The sequence below is a fragment of the Candidatus Methylacidiphilales bacterium genome, from assembly GCA_028713655.1.
Classification (GTDB): Bacteria; Verrucomicrobiota; Verrucomicrobiia; order Methylacidiphilales; family JAAUTS01; genus JAQTNW01.
Map to the genome: position 1 here is coordinate 39611 of JAQTNW010000019.1, position 23624 is coordinate 63234.

The window sequence follows — 23624 nt, forward strand, 5'->3', positions numbered from 1 at the left end:
GATTTTCATTCCATGAGTTTCGTTTCACATTTTGACCGATTGCAAGAGCATCGATCTCCGGTTTTGGATCGTTTTCGGAGTTTGTTGGAGGAGGATCAGCCCCTCGAATCCATGGCCCGCGAGTCGGCCCGGCTGACGCGGCAGAATTTTGGCCGCACCATGCGTTTGTTTGCGCCGCTCTATGTTTCCAACGAATGCGTCAACATCTGCAAATACTGCGGCTTTTCACGCAACAACCCCATCAATCGCGTGACGCTCGATTTGGAGCAGGTCCGCGCCGAGGCCCGTTATCTGGTGGCAGAGGGGTTCCGCAGCATCCTGCTGGTTGCCGGCGAGCATCCGAAGTTCGTCTCCGAGGATTATCTCGAAGAATGTGTCAGATGCGTGCGCGGCCTTGTGCCATCCGTCTCGCTGGAGGTGGGCCCCCTGGAGACGGAACAATACCGTCCGATTGTCCGGGCGGGCGCCGACGGGCTGATTGTGTACCAGGAAACCTATGACCGCGCGATTTATGCGGACCTGCATGTGGCCGGGCCGAAAAAGGATTTCGAGTGGCGCATGGAATGCCCCGAACGCGCCTATGCCGCGGGGTTCCGCCGGATCGGCATTGGAGCGCTGCTGGGCCTCGCGGACTGGAGGCGGGAGGCGTTTGCGCTGGCCGCCCATGCGGAATACCTGTTGAAGCACTGCTGGAAATCCTCCCTGACGGTTTCTTTCCCGCGCCTGCGTCCGGCGGCCGGTGAATTCCAGCCGCAGGTGCATGTGACCGACCGTGAATTCACGCGCCTGGTTTGCGCCTTCCGGATTTGCTTTCCGCAGGTCGGCCTGGTGCTCTCCACACGCGAGCCTCCTTCGTTGCGGGACGGCCTGGCGCAATTGGGAATCACACTGATGAGCGCCGGCGCCCATACCGAGCCGGGAGGGTACACGCGTGTCGGCGCTGAAAAATTGCACCGGACGGAAAAAGGCAAGGCGCTGCCGGTGATCGAATCGGAGGGGCAGTTTGCCACCGAACAGTTTGCGGTGTCGGACAACCGCCCCTGCCATGTGGTGGTGTCGCGCTTGCAGGAACTGGGACTGGACCCGGTCTGGAAGGACTGGGACTACGCATTGTCCGCGGCATGAGCAAAATTGTTGTTTTTCTCAACGGCAAAGCCGGGCAGGTGGAGGAACAGGTTTTGATTCCCGACCTGTTGAAAGAGGCCGGACTCGATCCCAAAATGATTTTGGTTGAGCACAACCGCCGTGTTCTGCTGCGAGGCGAATGGCCGGATATTTCGCTCAAGCATGGGGATAGGCTTGAATTCTTGCGCGTGGTCGCCGGAGGTTAAAGGCCGGATCCGCGCCAATTACCACCCTAGGAAATCTTAACCACGGATAAACGCGGATGACAGGGATATGGAGTGCGGTGGCAAGTCCGGCATCCGCCGGTCGCGACACCGCTTTGGATTTTTCGCAAAAGTGCAACTCCGACATGGGTCGCGAGTAAAAAGCGCCGTCGCCACTACGCTGAATTCCTAATTCTGAATTCAACATTCTGAATTTCCTACGTCTTATTCGCCGTGTAATAGGAGGCGTACGGTGCGCCGACAAATCCTGAAATGTGGGTCAGGTTGAAATCCTTGTCTTCCAACTGGTCCAGGATGCCGGGAACCGCAGTTGCGGTCTGCGGATGCAGATCGTGCAGCAGCACAATGCTGCCGGGCACTGTGGCGGTCATCACACGGCTCGTAATGGTTTCCGCGCCTGGCTGAGACCAGTCGCGCGGATCCACCGACCAGAAGACAATTCCCAGACCTTTTGAGGCAGGAATATGCCCCTGATCTTTGACGCGGAAAGCACCATAAGGAGGACGGAACCAGACCGGGGTTTTTCCAGTGGCGGCGAAGATCGCGTCCTGGGTGCGTTGGAGTTGGCTGTCCACCTTGTCTTCTGACATTTTGCTCAGGGCGGGATGGTCCCAGGAATGATTGCCGATTTCGTGGCCGGCATCGGCAACTTCCTTGGCCAAAGCAGGATACATCTGAACTTTGGAGCCAATCATGAAGAAAGTGGCGCAGAGCTTCCGGTTGGCGAGCTCCTTGAGGACGATCTCGGTGATACCGGGGGAAGGGCCGTCGTCGAAAGTTACGGCAATGCGATTGCCAAATCCCGGGCCGCTGGAAAGAGAATGAGGGGGAACTTGATATTCGCCCTTTTCAGAGCCGACGGCTTGGCTGAAAACGCGGGCCGGGGGCAGGCTCAAGCCTATAAGGCCACCTGCCATCAGTTGTAGAAATTCTGATCTCTTCACCGTACAAGGATGGTATCTGCCGCAGAATTTGCAACTTTTAAAATGCCGGGCTGTGCTCGCATTTTCCACCTGTGTGAATCGACAGAGTGCAAAAAATAGTTCAGATTGATTTTCGACCTGCAATGTCCGAGACATTGTAAAAATCATGAATACGGACGCGATCTTGGCCACGTTAAACAAGTATCAGGTGGATTATATCCTGATTGGAGGGATGAACTACCTGATCCGGCATAAGCCTGTGCTCACGTTCGACACGGATGTCTGGGTGCGTAACACCGGGGCGAATCTTGCGCTCCTGAATCGAGCCCTGCGCGACTTAAAGGCCCAGTGGGGGCCTGATGATGAGCAATGGGGGCCGGTGCGTGATGACCCGCAATGGCTCGCATCGCAATCGGTTTTTTGTTTAACGACCGAACACGGTCCGCTGGATATTTTTCGGGAGGTTCGAGGACTTGAAGCGCAATATGACCGCTGCAGACAGGACGCTGCTGCCGCCAAGACTGCGAACGGGACGTCTTTTTTAAGCCTTTCGGACCGGGACATGCTGGCCTGCCAACTGGCTTTGCCTGAAGGAGAGCGCAAGCTCGACAGAACGATTCATCTCCAGGCAATTTTACAGTCGAATCCGATCTCATGAGCCCGCAAGATAACAAAGTCAAGGAAGCTGAAGAAGCCAGGCGTGACCGAAACCTGACACCCCGGGAACGGTGGGCGCAGATTCTGGCGGCCATTGAGTTTGCAGAGTCCAACATGCAGCCGGCGCAGCGCCGGAATCGCCCGCGCTGGGCGAAGTATTCCCGGCCCTTGCCGGTGGAAGCCTGACAACTGATGATTTCGATCCAGGGTGATGGCATCAACAATCCGACCGCAACAGCCTGAAAAAACAAGAACTGACGATGAACGCAAAAACACAAATTCAAGTGCCCTCCACGGCCCCGCTCTGGACTGGCCCGGCGCCCGGAGCATTGGGCAATGGCGAAAACGACATCCCCACTTTGACTTCCTTTTTCCCCGAACCCGGCAAGGCCGGCGGCGCTGCTATCGTAGTCTGTCCGGGTGGCGGTTACTGGGAGCTTAGCGGGCATGAAGGAGAAGGCTACGCGCGGTGGTTGAATGAGCAGGGCATCGCGGCTTTTGTTCTCAAATACCGGCTTGGTTCAAACGGTTATCGCCATCCTCTGATGCTTCAGGACGTCGCGCGCGCGTTGCGTACCGTGCGGGCCAATGCTGAAAAGTGGAAAGTGGACCCGAACCGGATCGGCATCATGGGTTCTTCCGCGGGCGGGCATCTTGCGGCCACGCTTTTGACGCATTTCGATGCCGGCAAGCCCGATGCCAGCGATCCGATTGAACGGGCAGGCAGCCGTCCGGATCTTGGCATCCTTTGCTATCCTGTCATCACGATGGGAGCCAACACGAACGGAGGCACCAAAGACAACCTCCTTGGGCCCAATCCGGATCCGCGGTTGGTCGAACTGCTTTCCAACGAAAAGCAGGTGACCCGCGGCACGCCTCCCTGTTTTCTCTGGCACACATGGGAGGACCAGACGGTCAGGATTGAGAACAGCCTGGACTTTGCCGCCGCGCTGCGCGGGCACGGGGTGCGCTTTGATTTGCACATTTATCAGAAAGGCGAGCACGGCATGGGATTGGGGAGGCATGAATGGAATCCTAACGAACTTCATCCCTGGACCGGGGATTGTCTCTACTGGCTGCGCCTCCAGGGCTTCGTGAGCTAATGGTGCGGAGGTTATCCCGCTTTAAGAAAAGCTGTTGATGGGCATTTTCATCGGAATAACCTCGACGCTCATGGCCTTTAAGTACTATTGCCCCGATCCGTCGTTCCGGATTTATCCCATCCGGACTAAGCGGCAGCTTGCCCGCTATTCCTTCCCGACACTCTTTTTCACCGCACTTGTTTTCCCTTACAAACGAAACGTGGTTTACCAATCGGGCGTAGCGAGATGAAGAGTCGGATTGCCCTCGTCCAAGATTCTGTCTAAGGTTATCGATTCAGGACAGGTGGCTGAGTGGTTAAAGGCACTCGACTCGAAATATTTCATGGTTGACGATGTTATCATAAATGATAACCTTCAAGTCTGAAGTGAAGGTTGAATTTTACCGCACGAGCGACGAGAAATGTCCCGTAACAGACTATGAAACACGATCCAGTAAGTGATGTGGAGAAATATATTGCGGGCCGCAAGGGAAGAGATTCCCGGTTTGCGAAGGGGTTTGAAGAGGGCTGGGAGGTTTTCCGCCTTGGCGCAATGCTGGCCGCTCTTCGCGAACGCGAAGGCCTGACTCAGGCGGAATTGGCCCGTCGCGTGGGCACAGCCCGCAGCAATATTTGCCGCTGGGAGCGAAAGCCCTCGAACATGACCTTGGGCACCCTCGCCAAACTCACAGCCGCATTGGGACAAACGCCTTCCATTATGCTGAAACGAGCGGCTTGACGGCCGGGCGTTAAACGGTTGACCGAACTCGAACGCCTGTTTGATGCGTTATCCAAATTGGTTGATGCCAAAAACATCGGTGCCTGGCTGAACCGCTCCAATCCCGCTTTTGAAGGCTCGACTCCGCTTCAGATCATCGAACGGGGGGAAAGCGACCGCCTGTGGCGCATGATCTACCAGCTCGAATCCGGGCAGCCGGATTAAGCGGCAGCTTGTCAGACCACTAGGCATGAATGCCATGTTTAGGATAGGAGCATCTGAACCAGCATTAGGTACGATCCGATTCTCCATGTATTTTTGTAGGGAGCTATGCAGCCAATTGGCGATCCTACAACTTGCTGAGGTAGAGTTCGCAAGCAGGTAGGGAGATTCAACTCTTAAGGAGGCCCAATTTAGCATGCATATAATAAAAATTATAATTGCTAAACAGATAGAATATAGCATATTAATGTAATTATGATTTCTATTCTAGGCGATACAGAGGCCATAGCCAAACTCGGTGCCAGGCTGCGCACGGAACGCTTGCGCCGCAATTTGTCACAGGATCATATGTGCAAGGTTTTGGGAATCACGATTCCCACCTATCGAAAAATCGAGTCCGGCGATGGTACCGTTGAGTTCCGCCATGTGGCCCGGGCTCTCGGGATGCTCGGCTACAGCGATGCCATTGGCGAACTGATCCCCGAAACAAAGCCGGAGATGCGGCTTGAGGATCTTTTGCTTCCCGAGCGCAAACATGCGTCGCGGCCACGGAGGCAATGATGGAAAAACACCTGCAAGTTCATTGGTGGGATGGTTCGGTTGTAGGGCATCTCATCCATCGCGGCGCGATTTACTTTGTCTATGACGAGGCATGGATCAGGCGCGGCCACAATCTTTCTCCGTTGTCGTTGCCCTTTACCAATGTGGTATTCAACGGTAGCAAAGGGATCGATGGGTTGCCGGGGCTGATTGCGGATTGCCTGCCGGATTCGTGGGGCCGTAAAGTTGCGCGCAAGGAATTTGCCCGAAACAAATGGGGAGAACCAACCTCAATGACCCTGCTCGCGTGGCGGGGAACTCGTGGCTTGGGAGCGTTGCGCTTTCTTCCTCCCCTCCAGGAAGGCTCAGGCGCGGGCCGACTCGAAACCATCAGTGCCGCAGCACTTGCCCGTGGCGCTGCTGAAATCGAGCGTGGAGAGCCGACCGAGGTTCTGGCGCAATTGGCCCAGGGTGGTACGGCCGGTGGAGCTTACCCGAAGGCCGTCGTTCTGGCCTACCCCGATGGAACTTTGAGCGTGGGCAGTCCAGACGGATTGGGTGATCCGTGCCTGCTCAAGTTTGATCTTTCCGAAGGAGGGGACAATGCGCCATGTGAACACGCGTACGCTTTGATGGCCAGGGCGGCTGGAATCCGTGCGGTGCAAACCCGTTTGATTGAGGAGAATCCTCCGGCGAAACGCCGCCACCTCTTGGTGAAACGTTTTGATCTGCCCGACTTGAAAAAGCCGGAACGTCGTTTTCATTTCCACTCCGCCAGCGGGCTCCTGCACAAGGGCGCGGGCGATCTGGATTACCGGGATTTGTTCCGTGCGGCGATCCGGCTCAATACTCAACCCGGGGAATTGCGGGAACTGGCCCGCCGCATGGTCTTCAATGTTCTTTCATCCAATCATGACGACCATGGCAAGAACCACGCTTTTCTTTACCATGAAGAACGCAGGGAATGGTCGTTGGCGCCTGCGTACGACATGACCTACAGTTCCGGCATGCTCGAACGCGGGACGCTCGTGAACGGGGAGGTTTGGCCGACGATTGCGATAATGGAATCCCTCTGCCTGGATGCCGGTGTAACGAAAGCGGAGTTCCGGCAACTTTTTGAAAAAGTAAAAAATGCCTTGGACCAATGGAATGATTTTGCAAAGCAAAGTGGCCTTTCCGCAGCCAAGGCCCGGGAAATCCGCGAGCGGCACCTTCTCATCCAAAATCGAGTTTTGATATGACTATTGGATGACCGCGAACCCTGTCGGCACTGTGTGCGGATTTCTCAAGGGAGCTGAAGAAGTGGATTAGTTTGCAACCCATTTTGGGTATGATTTCAACACTTCACACGTTTGAAGTATCTGTTATCTTCTTGGCCTACGTTTTATCCGGGGATTCCAGGGCTGTAGCATCATGCCACGAACGAATACAACTTCGAGAAGCTGGCGAACCCGCCGGAGTATGAGCCGACACGCTGTGACGGCTGCAAGGCGATCATTCGACTGAGCGAGGGAGGTTACTCACAGGGAGCTGACGGCATTTTCTGTGGAAAATGCACGCGGAAGAGATTTTAAAATCCCAAGTTGGACCGAGCGCATGCTTCTCAATTCTAAATTATTTGACGCAGTTGGTGCTCATGTCACACGATATTGCATAATATTTTGAATTGGACAGGTGGCTGCGGCTTTATGTGTGCTCGACTCGGCCTTTTCGCGAAGCGAATTGTATCAAAAGGGGCAACAAACTTCGGCGACCGGGAGGTCTCAATCGGGCGTAGCGAGATGAAGAGTCGGATTGCCCTCGTCCAAGATTCTGTCTAAAGTTATCGATTCAGGACAGGTGGCTGAGTGGTTAAAGGCACTCGACTCGAAATCGAGCGTGCCCTCTAAAGGCACCGTGGGTTCGAATCCCACCCTGTCCGCCATTGAAAATGGCGGCTCTCGACGAAGTCGAGATATTTATCATGGATTCGAACATAGTTCGGCGATTTCGCGACAGCGAATTTTATACAAGCAACGCACACTTCCGCTACGTCCCGCAGCAGCGGGATGGACATTCCCACCCTGTCTGCTCTCTTGGTAAGTTGTTGGCTTTCAGCACACGACACATCAGATAAGCGGCTGGGGCAGTTCAAATCGTGGCCTGTTGTCACCGATTTTGTCACTGGTGGCTTCGCATTCTTCATAACCGTGCGGTCGATTTGTGCTGGCTGCTCCAGCCTGTCATGTCAAAGCGCAGTTGAAAACCTCAGCAAAGTGTCCTGCTCGCAAGTGTGGCGGGAACTGGGGTGCAGGAACATCCAGGTTACAAGCAAAACCGCCTGAATGGGTATTTTGTTTTGATTTTTGAATTGGAACTGCCTTATTGGAGGCGGTTTTGCAGTAGCCTGCATATGCCCAGTGACCTCCCAGAGCAGCCTGTAAAATAGGCCGTATTCGCTCATATTTTCTGCTTGGAGGACTTTGGCGTGCTCTTCGGGCGTTAATAGCGCGGCGTTTTTTGTAATGAATTTTAGGCCAGAAGCGTGTGAAACATCCGGGTTAGGCTCTGTAAGAATGCCGGTCAAAGGACGGATTCGTCCAGAGTGCGAATTAAGGGTTCGTTTTGTGCGCCGTCGTCTAATGCGCGAGCCCTTGTTCGGGGGAAGGAGCAGAACCGGTTTGTTTCCAGCCGAAGTAGCCATGCTCTTTGATCATCCGGGCGACCTGGGGTATGACGAGGTCTTCCCAACTGCCGTTGTTAGAGGTGATGAGAGCCGCCACCTCGCGCGAGGTGAACGTCACGCATTTGGGTTGACGCCCGGTGATGCCGATGATGTGGCGGTTTTCGCGCAGGTGCTTATAGAGGTTGCGGAGGTGATGGGCCACATGGATGGTTTCGGCAGTGATCAAGGACCCGTCGTGCTCGCTGAGAGCCGGGTAAATATAAAGTTTAAGGCCGGATTTGAAAAGCCGCCCGAACGATTCCAGGATTCCGCCTTCGAGGTCGGTATAATATTTTTCCTCGAAGATTTGCTGGAGCAGGGCGATGCCCAGGACGATTCCGATGGGCTGTTTCGAATAGCGCCTCATGTAGGCGCCGAGGCGGTGAAATTCCGCATAGTTGGAAATCATGACGGTTTTTCCGATGGATTCGAGAATGTTCACGCGCGCCAGGAAATCTTCCGCATCGAAGCTGCCGGAGCTCAGAAGGTTGCGAAGCGTGATCTCCATGATTTCGATGACTTCAGGCTGCCCCAGGGTGAAGTCGCTCAGGAAGTGCTCGCGCGCGGCTTCCATCATGTCGAGGTTGACATGGGTTACGGGCCTGAAATTGCCACGCTCAACCAGGATGGGCTTGTTGTAGATGTGTTCGGCGGCGAGCAATACCTGCTGCCCGGGGGCGAAGACGACGGCGGAGGTGTAGCCTTTGCTGACCAACTGGACGTTGATGAGGCGGTTGTCGATCCCTTTGAAATCGGGGCCGTCGAACAACAGGAGATCGATTTCAATCCGGTCCAGGGAAAGCCCGTCGATCAGGGAATCAATGAAGCGCTGGATGTTGTCGCTGTAATGAAATGCGCCATAGAGCAGGTTGACTCCGATGATGCCGAGCACTTCCTGCTGCTGGAGGTTTTCCTTGTCGAGCATGCGGACGTGGAGCTTGATGCTGCTCGGTTCGGCGTTGGGCGCTTTTTGAAAGCGGACGCCTAGCCAGCCGTGGCATTCCTTGTCGCTGTTGTAGGCCTTGGCGGCGACTGTGTTGGCAAAGACAAAAAATTTGGTGTGGTCTCCGCGCCGGGCTTGCAGCCGCTCGATGAGAAGGCGGTATTCGTGGTCCATCATGGTTCCCAGGCGCTGGCGGCTGACGTAACGCTCGCAGGGGCCGTAAATGGAATCGCTGAAGGTCATGTCGTAGGCCGACATGCTTTTGGCGACCGTGCCCGCCGCTCCGCCAACCCGGAAGAACCAACGCGCGGTTTCCTGTCCGGCGCCGATTTCCGCGAAGGTGCCATACTGGGAGGCGTCCAGATTGATTTGTATGGCTTTTTGGTGCGTGCTCAGGGCTTCGTCGGACATAATATAAACAGGCGCCTGGGTTTGGGGTTAGGCTCCTAACCCGGTTTTTTACCACCCACGGGATGATCCATGTGATTTTCACAGGGATCGGCAGGTGGCGATCCAAGCTATGAGATATTGGGTCATAACACAATCCCAAGTTGCCCGGGTTGTTGTGCTGGATGGCGATGCTGCCATGCGTGCCAAAAAACAAAAAAGCCCATCCGGTGGGATGGGCTTTTGAAGAGGGGCCAATGAAGGATTACTTCGTCGGCGCAGTCTGGCGGATTTGATATTTGTCCACAATTGCCTTGGCATCGCTGTCGGACTTGGAGAGTTCCAGCAGGTCCACAACAATTTTTTCCAGGCTGTCCTTGGTTTGTTGGGCCACGCTGCTGACGCGGTTGAGGTTGCTGGCCTGGGCCTGGATCATGGAGTGCGCGTTGACAGCCAGTACGATCTGCCAGAGCATGATGATGATGAAGGACACAGCCAGCAGTGTGTAGGGCCAGAAATTCGGGTTGGAGCTGGAAGAGGCCTCGGGATTTTCCTGATATTCGTTCATAAGTTTTTCCAAAAATCGGCGCTGATTATTTGTTCTGGTTCACGTTGACGGTAATGCCGTGCTTCGCGAGCAGGTCCTTCATCTTTTGATTGTTCACGGATGAGGCCGCCATATCCTTGATGATGGCGGTGCCGAGTTGCTGGCTGAGCTGGCCCTGGTTAATGCTGGGCTGCTCCTTTTGCGCCTGTTCCTGAAGATTTTTTTGCAAGTACTGATTGCTTACGCCTATACCGACCAGGGTGATTGTCAAAAACAGCGCAAGAACCCCCAAAACGACCGAAGTCGTGTTTTGCCAATTGTTCATCCAAGCTTTTCTATAGGATCAGAAGGCGGCGTCAAGTATCCATTTTAGAACTTGGGCACGGCATCCAGCAGCTTGCGCGTGTAGGCGTGTTTTGGAGCGTTGTAGATTTGGTCCGGCGTTCCGTTTTCCACAATTTTCCCCTCGGTCATGACCAATACCTGGTCGCAGAGATGTTCCACAACAGCCAAGTCATGGGAGATGAAAAGGTAGGTGAGCCCCAGTTTTTTCTGAAGGTCCTGCAGCAGGTTCACAATCTGGGCCTGCACCGAGACATCCAGCGCGCTGACGGGCTCGTCGCAGACGATGAATTCCGGCTCCACGGCCAGGGCGCGCGCGATGCCGATGCGCTGCCTTTGGCCGCCGCTGAATTCGTGCGGATAACGGACGATGTGATCGCCTTGCAGGCCGACCAGATCCAGAAGCTCCAAAATGCGGGTCCGGCGTGCGGCCCTGCCCATCTTTCGGAAATGAATGTCCAGCGCTTCGCCCACGATTTGTTCCACGGTCATACGGGGATTGAGCGAATTGTAGGGGTCCTGGAAAATCATCTGGATTTTTTTGCGGTAGGGCAGAAAGCCGCGCCGGTTCATGCTGGAAATTTCGTGATTGTGGTAATGGACGGACCCCTCGGTGATTTCAACCAGCCGCACGATGCTTTTGCCGATGGTGGATTTTCCGCTGCCGCTTTCGCCGACGAGCCCCACGGTTTCGCCCTTTTGTATTTCAAACGACACGCCGTCCACGGCCTTGATCTGGCCGGTGACCCGTTGCAGCAGGCCGCTGCGCACCGGGAAGTGGACTTTGAGGTTTTGTACTGAAAGCAAATTTGAATTCATTTTAACGCAAAGGCGCAGGTCTTGATTGTTACAGTCTATTTACCACTCGGTGGATTCCAGTTTTAAGGTATTTCTCGCCAAAATTAATCACATAGCCCAATTTTAATCCTGTTAATCTGAGGTATGTGAGCATTTGCGCTTCAAAGATTGGATTGTAGTCAGTTACGGCCTTGTTATCAATCAATACCAGTTTTTCCACCATCAGGCCTAATCGCAAGGGGTTTCCCAATTTTTTGCCCTTATACGATATGGGGACTTGTATTTGCCGTTCAACATGCAGGTTGCGCAATTCCAGTTCACAGACCATTGCCTCTTCGTAAACGACCTCCAGGAGCCCCGGGCCGCCCAGTGTTCTGTGAACTTCCACGGCACAATCGACAATAATTGTCCCAATTTCATTTTCAGTCATTTTGCGTCTCTGCGTCTTATGCCCTCTGCGTTAAAGTTTTGCGTTAAACGATTTTACTGTAATCAATGGTGGTGAGGCGCTCCTTTTTCTGCCCCAGCCGCGGGATGCAATCGATCAGCGCCTGGGTGTACGGATGCTGCGGGTGGTTCAGCACTTTTTGCGTGGGCCCTTCCTCCACGATCCTGCCGCGGAACATGACCAGTACCCGGTCGGCAAAACCCGATACAATCCCGAAATTGTGCGTGATGAGCAGGATCGACATGGAAAGTTGCTCCTTCAATTCCTTCAGGAGCTCGATGATCTGGGCCTGGATGGTCACATCGAGCGCCGTGGTGGGTTCGTCGGCGACGAGCAGTTGGGGCCGGCAGGCCAGGGCCATGGCAATCATGACGCGCTGCTGCATGCCGCCGCTGAGCTGGTGCGGGTAATCCCTGCAGCGCTTTTCGGAGTCGCGAATTCCGACCCGGTCGAGCACGCGGACGATTTCGCCTTTGACGTCTGAAACATCGGGCCGGTGCAGGCGGATGGCTTCTTCGATTTGATAGCCGATGCTGAAGACGGGATTGAGGGAAGTGGATGGCTCCTGGAAGATGTAGGCGATGTGTTTGCCGCGGATCTTTCGGATTTCGTCCCCGGGAATCGAGAGCAGGTCGCGGTCCTGATAAATGATCTTACCCTCGACCTGGCAGGCGGGTGGAGGAGGGAGCAGCCGGGTGAGGGAAAGTGCAGTGACGCTTTTGCCGCTGCCGCTTTCGCCGACCACGGCCACGGTTTCACCGGGGTTGATGGAAAAAGAGATGCCGTCCACGGCCTTTGCGGCGCCGAAGCTTATCGAGAGGTCTTTGATTTGGATGAGCGCTTTTTCCACGGTTGTCATAATCTATCGGGGGTTGGCTGCGGGTAAAATGGAAATGATGAGATCATTTTATAAGGCCGGACGATTTTGGATCGAAGGCCGCCCGGGCGCCTTCGCCGATAAAGCTGGCCAGAAGCAGGGTCGCAAAGAGAGCGGTTACGGCGGAAATGGCCAGCCAGGGGGCGTAGAGATAGGCCAAGCCTTCCTGCAACATTTCACCCCAGGAAGGCGCGGGTGGAGGCAGGCCAAAGCCCAGAAAATCGAGCGCGGTGAGGGAGGAAATATAGCCCACCAGACTGAATGGAAGCAGGGTGATGACGGGGTTGAGGGCATTGGGCAGGATGTGGCGGAAAATGATCCGGACATGCCCTGCGCCCATGGCTTGTGCCGCTTGTACGAAGGCCTGGTTTTTCAGGCGAAAAAATTCGCCGCGCATGTAATAGGAAAGCCCGATCCAATTAAAAAGTGTGAATACAACCAGCAAAATGCCAAAACCCTGGCCATAGATGGATCCGAGCAAAATGACTACATAGAGAAACGGCAGTGCGGACCAGATTTCGATCAGGCGTTGGCCCAGGATGTCGGTTTTGCCGCCGGCATAGCCCTGGATGCCACCGACGATGATGCCAAAAAAAGTGCCGATGCATGCCAGGCATAGTGCAAAACTCATGCTGCTGCGGAATCCATAAAGGAGCCGTGCCAGGACGTCGCGCGCCGAGTTATCGGTTCCCAGCCAATGTTCCCAGGATGGCGGCTGAGGGGGATTGCCAGGCAAATCCAGATGGGAGTGGAGGGGATCGGAACTAATGAGAGGCAAAATCATCCAGCCGCCTTTGGCTTTGAAATCCGGGTTCCCGCGCAAAGCAGTGTAATCGGCTTCGGTTCGATACGGGCCGCCAAAGGTTTGGCCGGAATAAAATTTGACCGTGGGGAAGAAAAGATGGCCGTTGTAGCCCAGCAAGAGAGGGCGGTCATTCGCGACGTGTTCGCTGAAAAGCGAGACTATATAGAGCAGTGCCAGGATCCAAAGTGAAACCCAGGCGCGCCGTATGGAGCGGAAGCGTTGGATTTGGCGGCGTGTGACTTCGGAAAACATATCAGTCAAAACGGATTCTGGGGTCGGCTGCGGCGTAGAGCATGTCGGAGAACAAGCGGCCCAGCATCGTGAAAAGGCTTATCAAGACGATCAGGCCCAGCACAACGTTGTAATCCCTCCCGACGATGGAGTTGTAAAAAAGCAGGCCCATGCCGTCGAGATCGAATATTTTCTCGATCAAGAGAGCGCCGGCGAACATGACGGTGAAGATTTCCCCCATGCCTGTGGCGAGGGGGATGAACGCGTTGCGCAGGGCGTGTCTCCATGCGGCGCTTTTGAAGCTGACTCCCTTTGCCAGGGCGGTGCGGAGATAATCCTTGTTCAATTCCTCCAGCAGGCTGTTTTTGGTCAACAGGGTCAGGACGGCGAATTCGCCGACCATGTAGCATGTAAGCGGGAGCACCATGTGATGCAGAAAATCCAGTGTTTTGTCCCAGGGGCCGAGGAATTCAAAATTATCCGAGACCATGCCCGAGATGGGGAACCAATTCAGAAAACTGCCGCCGCCGAAAAAGATGATCAGCAGGACGCCAAGGGCAAAGCCCGGCATGACATATCCGGCAAAGATCAGCGTGGAACTGAGGGTATCAAAGGCGCTTTGGTTGCGCAGCGCCTTCGCCACGCCGAGAGGGATGGAGATGAGATAGGAAAGAAAAAACGAGGTTAGGCCGAAAAAGAGGGATATTGGCATCTTGCTGAGGATGACGCCCAGCACAGGTTTGTGATAGGTGTAGGAATTTCCAAAATCCCCCTTGAGAAGATGCCCGAGCCAATGGAAGTAGCGTTTGTAGGCGGGCTGGTCGAAACCGAAATAGGATTTGATGTTCTCCACCTCCGCGGGCGAGATTTCACGCGTGCTTCCGCCGCGCATGCTGGAGAAGGCCCGGATTTTGGAGATGGTTTCCTCGACCGGTCCGCCAGGGACAAATTGGATCAGTATAAAGCAGGCGAGCGAAATGCCCAGCAATGTGGGCACGAGCAACAGGAGCCGGCGCAGGATATAAGCCGTCATTCGCTGTAATGAATTTCCTTGGGTTCCGGCGGCAGCGGACTGTTTGCCTTCATGGCGGCATCCAGCGCGTCCGATTTTTGTTTGTCAAACCACCAATAGGGTGTGGCCGAGTCTTCCCGGTCAAATTTATCCAGCACAGTGCGCGGGGTGCCGAAGCGGTTCCAGTAGAGCAGCCGGGTGTGGTCCGCCTGCCAGAGCAGGACGTAGGGCATGATTTGGGTCAGGCGATTGTCAATTTTCCGGAGGATTTCATTGCGCTTCGAGAGGTCCATTTCGAGTTTCTGGGCCTCGATCAGGCGGTCGATTTCGGAGTCTTTGACACCGCTGATATTTTGGGTGGCGATCTCGTTGGCGGTTTTTGAGTCCCACATGGTTTCGGGATCACGCAGACGGGAACCTTCCCAATTCATCCAGACCAGGTCAAAGTCATGTTCATCCACCCGCTTGGTGAAGCTGGCCTGTGAAACTGTTTCAATCCGGGCCTGGATGCCTACGGCTTTCAGATCTTCCAGGTAAATATTCAGGTGGGGCAGGTCTTCGCCATGATGAAGAATGACCAGTTCAAAGGGCTTGCCGTTTTTGGCCAGTATGCCTGCATCGTTCACTTTCCAGCCCGCATCCTTCAGCAATTGCCGCGCTTTCTCCGGGTCGTAAGCCTGGAGTGGGGCATTGGGGTTGCGATTGTTCGGATAAAGGTCCGGGTAGTAGGAGTTCAATAAAAAGTACTCGTTGAACATGAGTTTTTCCAACATGAGTTCACGGTTGAGCAGATGCGCCAGGGCTTCACGCACGCGCACTTCCTGAAATACCGGTCGGCGCATATTCAGGGCGAATCCCTGGAAGCCTTTGGGTTCCTGATTATAAATATTCTGCCGAACCACCCAGTTTTTCTGGACCTGCGGGAAGTCCGTTTGCTGCGCCCAGATGCGGGCGGTATAGACGGGGTAAACGTCAAAATCCCCGCGCTTGAGAGTTTCCAGCGCTTTGTTGCGTTCTTCCATGGAGCGGAACACGAGGTAATCGAAATTGTATTTATATTGGTTGATCCGGCGTTCGCGTCCCCACCAGTCGTCCCGGCGTTGAAGGATGACAGACCGGTTGGTTTTGACTTCGTAGATGCGGTACGGGCCGTTGACAACCGGAAATTCAAAATTGATCTGGTTGAAGTCCAGATTCTTCCATGCATGCTTCGGGAGGGCGACGAAACCTGCGGCTGTCCAAAAATTTTTCCAGTGCGCCTCCCGGGCTGTGATCCGGACGGTTTTTGCGTCGATGATTTCGGGTCGGTTGAAGCGGCTCATGTCCACCCGGAACAGCGATGTCAGGTTTTTCGGATTCATGATGACGTCGTAATAGAACTGGACGTCCTCCGCCGTGACAGGTTGGCCGTCACTCCATTTTGCCGACGGATGAATTTTGAATGTGTACGTTTTTTTATCGGGTGATATTTGCCAGGATTCCGCCAGATCGCCGACCGGCTCGTCTTTTACCGGATGTATCCCCACCAGAGGCTCAAACAGGAGTCCTGTGATCTGGTTGGAAAATGAGTTGTAGTCCAACCACATGTTAAGCGACTTCGGGAATTCCCCGCCCCAGGTGATGAAAGTCCCGCCATGAACTGCCGCTGGATTGGCGATGGGATCTGATTCGCCCGAGCTTTCGACAGTTACCGGTGTATCGACAACCGGCGGCCCCACCTGTCGGGGGGAGACAGTGTTGCGGCTGCAGGCGCCCAGCAAAACGACGAGGACGGGAATCAGACAGACACGGCTAACTTGGGTGGAGGTCATAAGGGTTGAAAACCCCTGCGTTTTAACGCCAAGTCGCAAAGGGCACAAGACGCAAGGTTTAAATAAATAATTCTTAGATGAGGAATATGATGAGCAAGAAGGGTTCAAGAAGTCGAAACTTAAAATTCAGAAGAACCTTTTTATAAAAATCCATGTTGTTTGATTTTTGTGTTCTTCTGCGGCTTAGCGCCTTATGCCCTTTGCGTTAAATCTTTGTGTGCCATTGCGTTCCAACGTTGTGGGGTCACCAGATTTTGCAGCGTTCCGCAGGAGGGCGCCAGAGCGGGTCTCCTTGCTTGATGCCGAAGGCCTGGAAAAAATCCTCCAGGTTCGTCGGGGCGCCGATGGTACGGAATTGGCCCGGGGCATGCGGGTCCACCAGAATTTGCTGCTTCAAGGCTTCCGGCCGGCTGTTGACCCGCCAGACTTTTGCCCAGGACAGGAAGAAGCGTTGTTCGGGCGTGAAGCCTTCGATCAATGGAGGGCGTGGCTTGCCTGCAAGGGATCGTTGCAGGGCTTCGTAGGACACCGTCACTCCGCCCAAGTCGGCGATGTTTTCGCCCAGGCAGAATTGGCCGTTCACAAAAATCCCGGGCAGGGCTTCGTATTTGTTGAATTGTTCCACGAGTCGCTGGCTTCTGGCCTTGAAATTTTTCGCATCCTGCAGGGTCCACCATACGTTCAGGTTGCCTTTGGCGTCGTAGAGGCGGCCCTGATCGTCATAGCCGTGCGTGATTTCATGCGCGATGACGGCGCCGATGCCGCCGTAGTTGACGGCCTCATCCGCCCGCGGATCAAAAAAGGGCGGTTGCAGGATGCCTGCGGGGAAAACGATCTCGTTGCCCGTCGCGTTGAAGTAGGCGTTGACGGTGGAGGGAGTCATTTGCCATTCCGTTTTGTCCACCGGCCCGCCGACCTTGGCCAGACGGCGTTGGAAGTCGAACTGGCGCGCGCGCAGGACATTTTCGATGTAAGGGCCGCGGTCGATTGTCAATTTGGAGTAGTCGATCCATTTGTCGGGGTAACCGATTTTCACGCGGAACACGGCGAATTTTTGCAGGGCTTTCGAGCGGGTCCGGGCCGACATCCAGCCGGCATGCTCCAGGCGGGAGCGGAATGTATTCTGGATGTTAGTCACCAGATCCAGGGCGCGTTGTTTGGCGTCGGGCGAAAAATAGCGCGCCACATAGAGCTGGCCGAGGGCCTCGCCGAGATATTCATCGGTTTGCCGGGCCGCGCGTTGCCAGCGCGGTTCCATTTCCTTGGTGCCCCCCAGGACGGTGGCATAGAAATGAAAATGTTCCTGTTCGAAGGTTGAATTGAGATAGGGAGCGCATTCCATGATCAGGTGCCAGCGCAAATAAATCTTCCAATCCTCGAGCGGGCGTTGCACAAGGTATTGGCTGATGGCCTTGAAAAATTCCGGTTGCCCCAAAATCACCTCCCGGTATCGGCCCAGGCCGGCGTAATCAAGATAGTCTTTCCAGGGGAAGGAGGGGGCCAGTTTGACGGCATCCGCCAGCGGCATTTTGTTGTAATTGGCCAAAGGGTCACGCAACTGCACCCGTGTGCGTGAGACCTTGGCCAGGTCTGTTTCCAGGGCAAGCACGGTTTGGGCGTGGCGCGCGGCATCGGGCCCAGCTTCGCCGAGCAGTTTGAACATGTTCCGCATATGCTCGAGATAAGCGCTGCGGATTTTGGCATGGGAATCTTCCAGGTAATATTCCCGGCTGGGCAATCCGAGTCCGCCCTGGCCAAGGTAGAACGTCATGTGGTCGCTGTCTTTTTCATCAGTGTCCACACCGAAAGAAAACAGGGGACTGATATAATAAGAGTGCAGGCGGACGATTTCGCGGACAAGTCCGTCGCGGTCCTGGATGGCATTAATGCGGGCGAAAAACGGTTTCAGAGGCTCAATGCCGACTTTCTCGATTTGGACGGTGTTCATGGCCGAGGCGAAAAAATCCCCCGTCTTTTGCTCGATGGAACCGGAGGCTGCGGATCTGGCAGCGGCGCTTTCCTCCAGGATTTTTTTTAAAATTTTCCAATTCTCTTCCCTTAGTTCGTCAAAACTTCCCCAGCGCGATTTGTTATCCGGTATGGGAGTTTTTTTCAACCAGCTCCCGTTGGCATAGTGGTAAAAATCGATCCCCGGTCTGATGGAAGCATCCATGTCGGGAGCCAGACAAACGGCTGGTGAGGGAGCGGGGGCGGGTTGCTGGGGTTTGAGTCCTGAGGCGAAGGCAGGCGTTGCCAGTGCGGTCAGAAGGAACAAGGTGGCTGGGGTTGGTTGAATCACGACCGGGCAATGTGGCATAGAACGAAGGGAAGGCAAAAATGTATTAAAATGTCATGTTGCAAGTTCGCACCCGGCGAATCCGTCCGGTGGTGGATTTTCAGTTTCAAGCGGGTGCAGTTTCCAGATTTGATTTCTGCATCCTGAATCCTCCATTTTTCCGCGCCTTTGTGGCTTATGCCCTTTGTGTTAAATTCAGTCTTCCTTGTCAGGGCAATGAGGGTTGCATGGCCACGTTAAACACAAATGTGCCCGGTTTGATTTGATAGGCCGACAGGGTGTCCGGTCCGCAACTGGCCGTGCCAAGGCCGCGCTGGGCGTAATCGAGATTCACGATGACCTCGGGACGGGGCACAACGTCCGTGGTATGCGTCCACTTGAAAAGGTCATGGCTTGTGAAGTGGCTGGCCGAGCACTCGAAATATAGATCGCTCCAGAATCGCACGCGCGCATGGCCGGGATCTTCCAATTCCAGCCAGCGGACATCGGTTTTGTTGCCGTGTTCCTGTGGCAGGATGTAGGGAACGTATTCTTCCGTCACGGTGCTTTCGTATTGGCCTATGAGGGTGGCGCGTTTTCGATCGCAATAATTTTCCAGGGGGCCGCGGCCATACCAGCGGAGTTTTTCAAAACCGGGCGCGAGCTGGAGGGCGAGGCCGACGCGCGGAAGATCGGGCAGGCGCTTGTCGGCGACGATTCTATTTTCCAGGACAAGCCGTCCGTCCGGATAAAAGGTGATGGTTTGCCGGGTCCGGAACCCGTAATCGACGCCGCTGCCTTTTGCGGATTGAACCGTCTTGAGGACCGCGGCCCCGTCCTTGCGGAACGCGATACCGCACGATTCAGTTGTTAGGATCAGATCATGGAGCCCGGCTTTTAGCCATCTGCCGAGCGGCTTGTCATCCTGTCCGGTCCAGCCCTTGATGCCGTCGTTGTCGGTTGGACCGCGCCAGACCTGAAGCTGGGGGCCATCGGCCAGCAGGGGCCGGCCTTTCCACGACATGGAGGCAATTTTACCGTTGGCGCGTTGGATGACGGCTTCAATAATATCTCCACGCACGAGGGTCTCGCCGTTGCGCTCTTCCAGGAAAAGTTTCCCGCTGGATGTGGAGCTTTTCAAATGAAGGGCCGGTTTCCATTTCGGTTCGGAGAGGGTGAACTGTTCCCAGGCGACCTCATGGCCCGCCGGGCACCAGGCCGTGGCTTTTGCCGTGCGGAAGCGGAGTGTGAGGTGCGCCTGCTGGCCGGGTTGGAGTTTCGGAGCAGGGAGCTTGAGCCGCACGGTTTCGGATTTGCGCGGAGCCGTCTTCAATCCCGGAAGAACGCCGCGCGCACTGATTTTTCCGTCCACAAGCAATTCCCATGAGCCGATGATATTTTCCAGGGAGATAAAATCGTACTTGTTCGTGATCGTGATGAGTCCTTGCCGGAGATTTTTGGCGCGGATGCCGATGGGCTGCTGCACCTTTTTTGCTTCCCACATTCCGGGATGTGGCGTGCGGTCGGGCCAGACGAGGCCGTCGCACACAAAATTGAGATCGTTGGGCTTGTCGCCGAAATCACCGCCGTAAGCCCAGTAGGTTTTTCCATCAGCAGTTTTTTGGCGGATGCCGTGATCGACCCATTCCCAGATAAAACCGCCCTGGACGCCGGGGTAGGATTCGAACAAGTCCCAGTAATCGGCCAGGCTTCCGTTGCTGTTGCCCATTGCGTGCGAATATTCGCAAAGGATCATGGGACGCGGATCAAAGTTGGTTTTCCGGTCGCGGGCTTTCTTGATCCAATCAAGCTGGGGATACATGGGGCAGGTGATGTCGCTTGCGAAACGCCCGCCGGCCCATTCAAGCACATGCTCGGCCTGGTACCCGTTGGTGGACCAAAGGCCGCCCTCGTAGTGCAGCGGACGCGAGGGATCATAGGCGCGGATCCAGCCCGCCATGGCATCGTGATTGGGCCCGTAACCGCTCTCATTGCCGAGCGACCAAAGGATGATGCTTGGGTGGTTTTTGTCCCGTTCAACCATGCGGATGCCGCGTTCCAGGAAGGCGGAGGCGTAACCTGCCTCGCGGCAGATCTGGTTGGACAGGGCGTGGGTTTCAAGGTTGGCTTCATCGATAAGATAAAGACCGTATTCGTCGCAGAGGTCGTACCAGAGCGCATCGTTTGGATAGTGCGAAGTGCGGACTGCGTTGAAGTTGAACTGCTTCATCAGGACAATGTCGCGGATCATTGACTCGCGGCTGATCGTCTTGCCCGTGGTGTCGTCGTGTTCGTGCCGGTTGACGCCCTTGATCAGGACGCGCTGCCCGTTGATGAGCAGATTCCGGTCGCGCGTTTCAACGCGGCGGAATCCCGTGCGACAGCTTGTGGTATCGACGACCTGCTCCCCGCCCTGAATAAGCGAAACCACAAGCGTGTAGAGATGGGGTGTTTCCGCGCTCCACGGTTTGATTTTGGAGATTTTTGGCAAAAAGAAACGGGCCCGGAACCGGGACCTGCTATGACGGTTGTCTTCGACGGATTCCCGCAGAGGCTTTTTGAACAGGGGCTTCGGTCCGTCGAAAAGCTGGATCTCGATCTGCCACGCGCCCTCCGGCGGTTGGGCCGGGAGAAAACCCATCCGGGCGTTGACTTCCAGCGTGCCGTTGCGGAAGGTGTCGTCGAGACCGGCGCGGCAGAAGACATCCTCGAGGTAAAATTTAGGTGTACTGTAGAGATAGACTTCCCGGAAAATGCCGCCCATCCACCATTGGTCCTGGTCTTCGAGGAATGTGGCATCGGACCATTTGACAACAACGGCGGCGAGGAGGTTCGCCTGTCCAGGTTGGACATATTCCGTGATGTCGAATTCAGCGGGAAGCCGGCTGTCTTTGCTCAACCCCACCGGTTTGCCGTTGATCCAGACATAAAGAACGCTTTCAGCTCCGCCCACGTGGAGGACGATTCGGCGACCCTCCCAGTTTTTTGGGACAGTAAATGGGGTGCGATAAACGCCGGTGGGATTTTCCGCCGGGACCTCGGGCGGTTCCTGCGGAAAAGGCATCTGGACGTTGGTGTAGTGGGGCTTGTCGAAAGTATCCTGAAGCGTCCAGTTGCTGGGGACCGGGATTTTTCTGAATCCGGCGGCTGCGGGGCCAAACGCGGGCTGGAGCATGCCATTTCGCACATCTTCAGGCCGGTGAAGGAGCGTAAAATTCCAATCGCCATTGAGTGATTGGTAGTAGGGCGTTTTTTCGCGAGCAAGCGAGCGGGCGCTTTCGACATCAACGAAAGGCAGCAGGCTGGCCCGGGCCGGAAGGCGGTTGAAGGAAATGGTAGTGGGAGACTTCCAGGAAGGCTGGCCTCCTATGAAGAGGAGATCGGGATTGAGATCGGGCATAAAAGCAGAAAGCTTAACAGGCATGGAATTGTCCTGCAAGGAACTCTTTAATTTCAGCAGTGACAATTTCCTTCATTCTGCTGGTACTCTCATTCCGGAATTCCAAAGTATTATGAAGAAAATCGTCTTTCATTTGCTGGCAAACGCCCATCTCGATCCCGTCTGGCTCTGGGATTGGCGTGAAGGCTTGAATGAGGGGATCATCACCACCCGCACGATGCTGGATTTGATGGATGAGGACCCGAAGTTGACATTCATGCGTGGGGAAGCAGCCATTTACCAGCATATCCAGGAACAAGATCCGGCCACTTTTGCGCGCATCCAGGAGCGAGTCCGGGAAGGCCGTTGGGATGTCGTCGGCGGCACATACATCCAGCCCGACACCAACCTTTCTTCCACGGAAACTATGGCCCGTCATTTTACGGTGGCACAAAATTATTTTCGCGCGGCATTTGGCCGCGCGCCGCGGGTGGCGTGGGCGGCGGACTCCTTCGGCCATAGCGGTGGCCTGCCTGAGATCATGGCCGGGGCCGGCATTACGGGATTTGCCTTCACCCGGCCGGAGTCCCATATTTTGGCCTTGGAACATCCCGCTTTCTGGTGGGAGAGCGCCAGCGGAGCGAAAGTCCTGGCCTACCGTCCGACCGTGGGTTGGTATGGCACCAACCGGGACGAAGTGTTCCGCCGTTTTGACGGACAACTTGAGCTAAATGAAAAGTTTCCGGCCCAGAACATCGGTTTTTTCTATGGTGTCGGCAACCATGGCGGCGGCGCCACCCGGCGGCAACTGGACGATATCCGCAGTTGGGTGGACAAGCATCCCGGGGTGGAAGTCGTCCATTCGGGATTGCACCGGTTCTTCGACGAGCTGGCGGCGGAGGAAAAGGAGCGGAAGAATCCGTATCCGGTTCATCGCGGTGAACTTAATTTCTGCCTGCGCGGTTGTTATGTCTCGGTGGCGAAGTTCAAATTTCCGTACCGCCGCACGGAAGCTCAATTGGTACAGTCGGAAAAGACAGACGCAATCATCAGCGCTTCGCTGAATCGTCCGGCGCAGGATTTGTCCGCCGCCTGGAAGTCGGTCCTCTTCAATTCCTTCCACGACATCCTTCCCGGAACGAGCATCGAGCGGGCCTTTGAAGATCAATTGGCGTGGCTGGGCTCGGCTTATCATGACGCTCAGCGTGTGCAATTGAATGCGCTCAACGCACTCGCCGCCCGGGTCGATACCACCGTTCCCAAACCGGAGGGAGACCATCCTTCGCGCGTGGCCTTCCTGGTCTGGAACCCGCACCCGCACGAATATTCCGGCCCGGTCGAACTCGAGGCCTCCCTCGACTATCGCCCGCTCTTCCAGTACGAAGACAGGCCCGAACAGGTTCCGGTGGAATTATTCGGCCCGGAAGGCAGGCCGGTTCCCTTCCAAATCATCCATCATGAACATCTTGCAATGATGAATGTCCCCTGGCGCAAGCGTGTGGTTTTTCAGGCCAAGCTGCCGCCGATGAGCTGGTCCGTTTTTCAAGTGGGGCTCGCGAAGAAAATGAAAAAGAC

23 protein-coding genes and 1 tRNA gene are annotated in these 23624 nt (G+C 55.3%); 11 read left to right on the top strand and 13 right to left on the bottom strand.

The annotated features are described in order from the left end of the window. Positions 1-12: 12 nt before the first annotated feature. Together thiH and thiS are read left to right on the top strand one after the other, a co-directional pair. Positions 13-1125, top strand: a complete 1113-nt coding sequence (gene thiH, locus PHD76_07915) for a 2-iminoacetate synthase ThiH (GenBank protein ID MDD5261761.1) — start codon at positions 13-15, stop codon at positions 1123-1125. Further along, on the top strand, positions 1122-1331 hold the full coding sequence (gene thiS / locus PHD76_07920) for a sulfur carrier protein ThiS (GenBank protein ID MDD5261762.1): 210 nt from the start codon (positions 1122-1124) through the stop codon (positions 1329-1331). Before thiH ends, thiS begins: the two co-directional genes overlap by 4 nt. Before the next feature lie 215 nt (positions 1332-1546). Here the strand turns inward: thiS and PHD76_07925 are convergent, their stop codons facing one another. Then, positions 1547-2266, bottom strand: coding sequence for a polysaccharide deacetylase family protein (locus tag PHD76_07925; GenBank protein MDD5261763.1), 720 nt, complete (start codon positions 2264-2266; stop codon positions 1547-1549). A 172-nt stretch (positions 2267-2438) separates the two neighbouring features. Between PHD76_07925 and PHD76_07930 the strand changes: the two genes are divergently transcribed. The 8 genes from PHD76_07930 to PHD76_07965 all read left to right on the top strand — a co-directional run bounded on the left by PHD76_07930 (position 2439) and on the right by PHD76_07965 (position 7414). Further along, a complete protein-coding gene (locus PHD76_07930; protein MDD5261764.1) occupies positions 2439-2930 on the top strand; it encodes a hypothetical protein in 492 nt (163 codons plus the stop codon). After that, positions 2927-3115, top strand: coding sequence for a hypothetical protein (locus PHD76_07935; GenBank protein ID MDD5261765.1), 189 nt, complete (start codon positions 2927-2929; stop codon positions 3113-3115). Before PHD76_07930 ends, PHD76_07935 begins: the two co-directional genes overlap by 4 nt. 74 nt (positions 3116-3189) lie before the next feature. Further along, on the top strand, positions 3190-4032 hold the full coding sequence (locus tag PHD76_07940) for an alpha/beta hydrolase (GenBank protein MDD5261766.1): 843 nt from the start codon (positions 3190-3192) through the stop codon (positions 4030-4032). A 417-nt stretch (positions 4033-4449) separates the two neighbouring features. Continuing rightward, entirely contained in the window at positions 4450-4749 is a 300-nt protein-coding gene (locus PHD76_07945) for a helix-turn-helix transcriptional regulator (GenBank protein MDD5261767.1), read from the top strand. A gap of 18 nt (positions 4750-4767) precedes the next feature. Further along, complete coding sequence (locus tag PHD76_07950; protein ID MDD5261768.1) at positions 4768-4953, top strand: DUF2384 domain-containing protein; 186 nt, start codon at positions 4768-4770, stop codon at positions 4951-4953. 252 nt (positions 4954-5205) lie between these two features. After that, positions 5206-5511 carry a helix-turn-helix transcriptional regulator gene (locus PHD76_07955; protein MDD5261769.1) on the top strand — a complete coding sequence of 102 codons (306 nt, stop codon included), beginning with the start codon at positions 5206-5208 and terminating at the stop codon, positions 5509-5511. Then, positions 5508-6731 (top strand): type II toxin-antitoxin system HipA family toxin, encoded by a 1224-nt coding sequence (locus tag PHD76_07960; GenBank protein MDD5261770.1) that lies wholly within the window; start codon positions 5508-5510, stop codon positions 6729-6731. The genes PHD76_07955 and PHD76_07960 overlap by 4 nt, the downstream gene beginning before the upstream one ends. 592 nt (positions 6732-7323) lie before the next feature. Continuing rightward, a tRNA-Ser gene (locus tag PHD76_07965) sits at positions 7324-7414 on the top strand. 303 nt (positions 7415-7717) lie between these two features. On the opposite strand, the gene PHD76_07970 is transcribed toward PHD76_07965, so the two are convergent. The 12 genes from PHD76_07970 to PHD76_08025 all read right to left on the bottom strand — a co-directional run bounded on the left by PHD76_07970 (position 7718) and on the right by PHD76_08025 (position 22070). Continuing rightward, the gene (locus PHD76_07970; GenBank protein ID MDD5261771.1) at positions 7718-8056 is read right to left on the bottom strand and encodes a hypothetical protein; all 339 of its coding nucleotides are present in this window, start codon (positions 8054-8056) and stop codon (positions 7718-7720) included. Positions 8057-8108: 52 nt separating this feature from the next. Beyond that, positions 8109-9548, bottom strand: coding sequence for a TonB-dependent receptor (locus tag PHD76_07975; GenBank protein MDD5261772.1), 1440 nt, complete (start codon positions 9546-9548; stop codon positions 8109-8111). Between the two features lie 241 nt (positions 9549-9789). Next, positions 9790-10092: a hypothetical protein gene (locus PHD76_07980; GenBank protein ID MDD5261773.1), complete on the bottom strand. Its 303-nt coding sequence runs from the start codon at positions 10090-10092 to the stop codon at positions 9790-9792. Between the two features lie 25 nt (positions 10093-10117). Beyond that, complete coding sequence (locus PHD76_07985) at positions 10118-10396, bottom strand: hypothetical protein (GenBank protein MDD5261774.1); 279 nt, start codon at positions 10394-10396, stop codon at positions 10118-10120. Positions 10397-10440: 44 nt separating this feature from the next. Further along, complete coding sequence (locus tag PHD76_07990) at positions 10441-11232, bottom strand: ATP-binding cassette domain-containing protein (GenBank protein MDD5261775.1); 792 nt, start codon at positions 11230-11232, stop codon at positions 10441-10443. 28 nt (positions 11233-11260) lie between these two features. Continuing rightward, positions 11261-11641, bottom strand: coding sequence for a GxxExxY protein (locus PHD76_07995; protein MDD5261776.1), 381 nt, complete (start codon positions 11639-11641; stop codon positions 11261-11263). A gap of 43 nt (positions 11642-11684) precedes the next feature. Next, positions 11685-12518, bottom strand: coding sequence for an ABC transporter ATP-binding protein (locus tag PHD76_08000; GenBank protein MDD5261777.1), 834 nt, complete (start codon positions 12516-12518; stop codon positions 11685-11687). Positions 12519-12561: 43 nt separating this feature from the next. Continuing rightward, positions 12562-13593 (bottom strand): ABC transporter permease, encoded by a 1032-nt coding sequence (locus PHD76_08005; GenBank protein MDD5261778.1) that lies wholly within the window; start codon positions 13591-13593, stop codon positions 12562-12564. A gap of 1 nt (position 13594) precedes the next feature. Continuing rightward, positions 13595-14605, bottom strand: a complete 1011-nt coding sequence (locus tag PHD76_08010) for an ABC transporter permease subunit (GenBank protein ID MDD5261779.1) — start codon at positions 14603-14605, stop codon at positions 13595-13597. Continuing rightward, positions 14602-16395 (bottom strand): extracellular solute-binding protein, encoded by a 1794-nt coding sequence (locus PHD76_08015; GenBank protein MDD5261780.1) that lies wholly within the window; start codon positions 16393-16395, stop codon positions 14602-14604. The genes PHD76_08010 and PHD76_08015 overlap by 4 nt, the downstream gene beginning before the upstream one ends. Positions 16396-16639: 244 nt before the next feature. Beyond that, a complete protein-coding gene (locus PHD76_08020; GenBank protein MDD5261781.1) occupies positions 16640-18694 on the bottom strand; it encodes a M13 family metallopeptidase in 2055 nt (684 codons plus the stop codon). Positions 18695-18899: 205 nt separating this feature from the next. Then, complete coding sequence (locus tag PHD76_08025) at positions 18900-22070, bottom strand: glycoside hydrolase family 2 TIM barrel-domain containing protein (GenBank protein ID MDD5261782.1); 3171 nt, start codon at positions 22068-22070, stop codon at positions 18900-18902. 112 nt (positions 22071-22182) lie between these two features. Here PHD76_08025 and PHD76_08030 point away from each other — a divergent pair. Next, the coding region (locus PHD76_08030; protein ID MDD5261783.1) for an alpha-mannosidase at positions 22183-23624 on the top strand (1442 nt) is incomplete at its 3' end.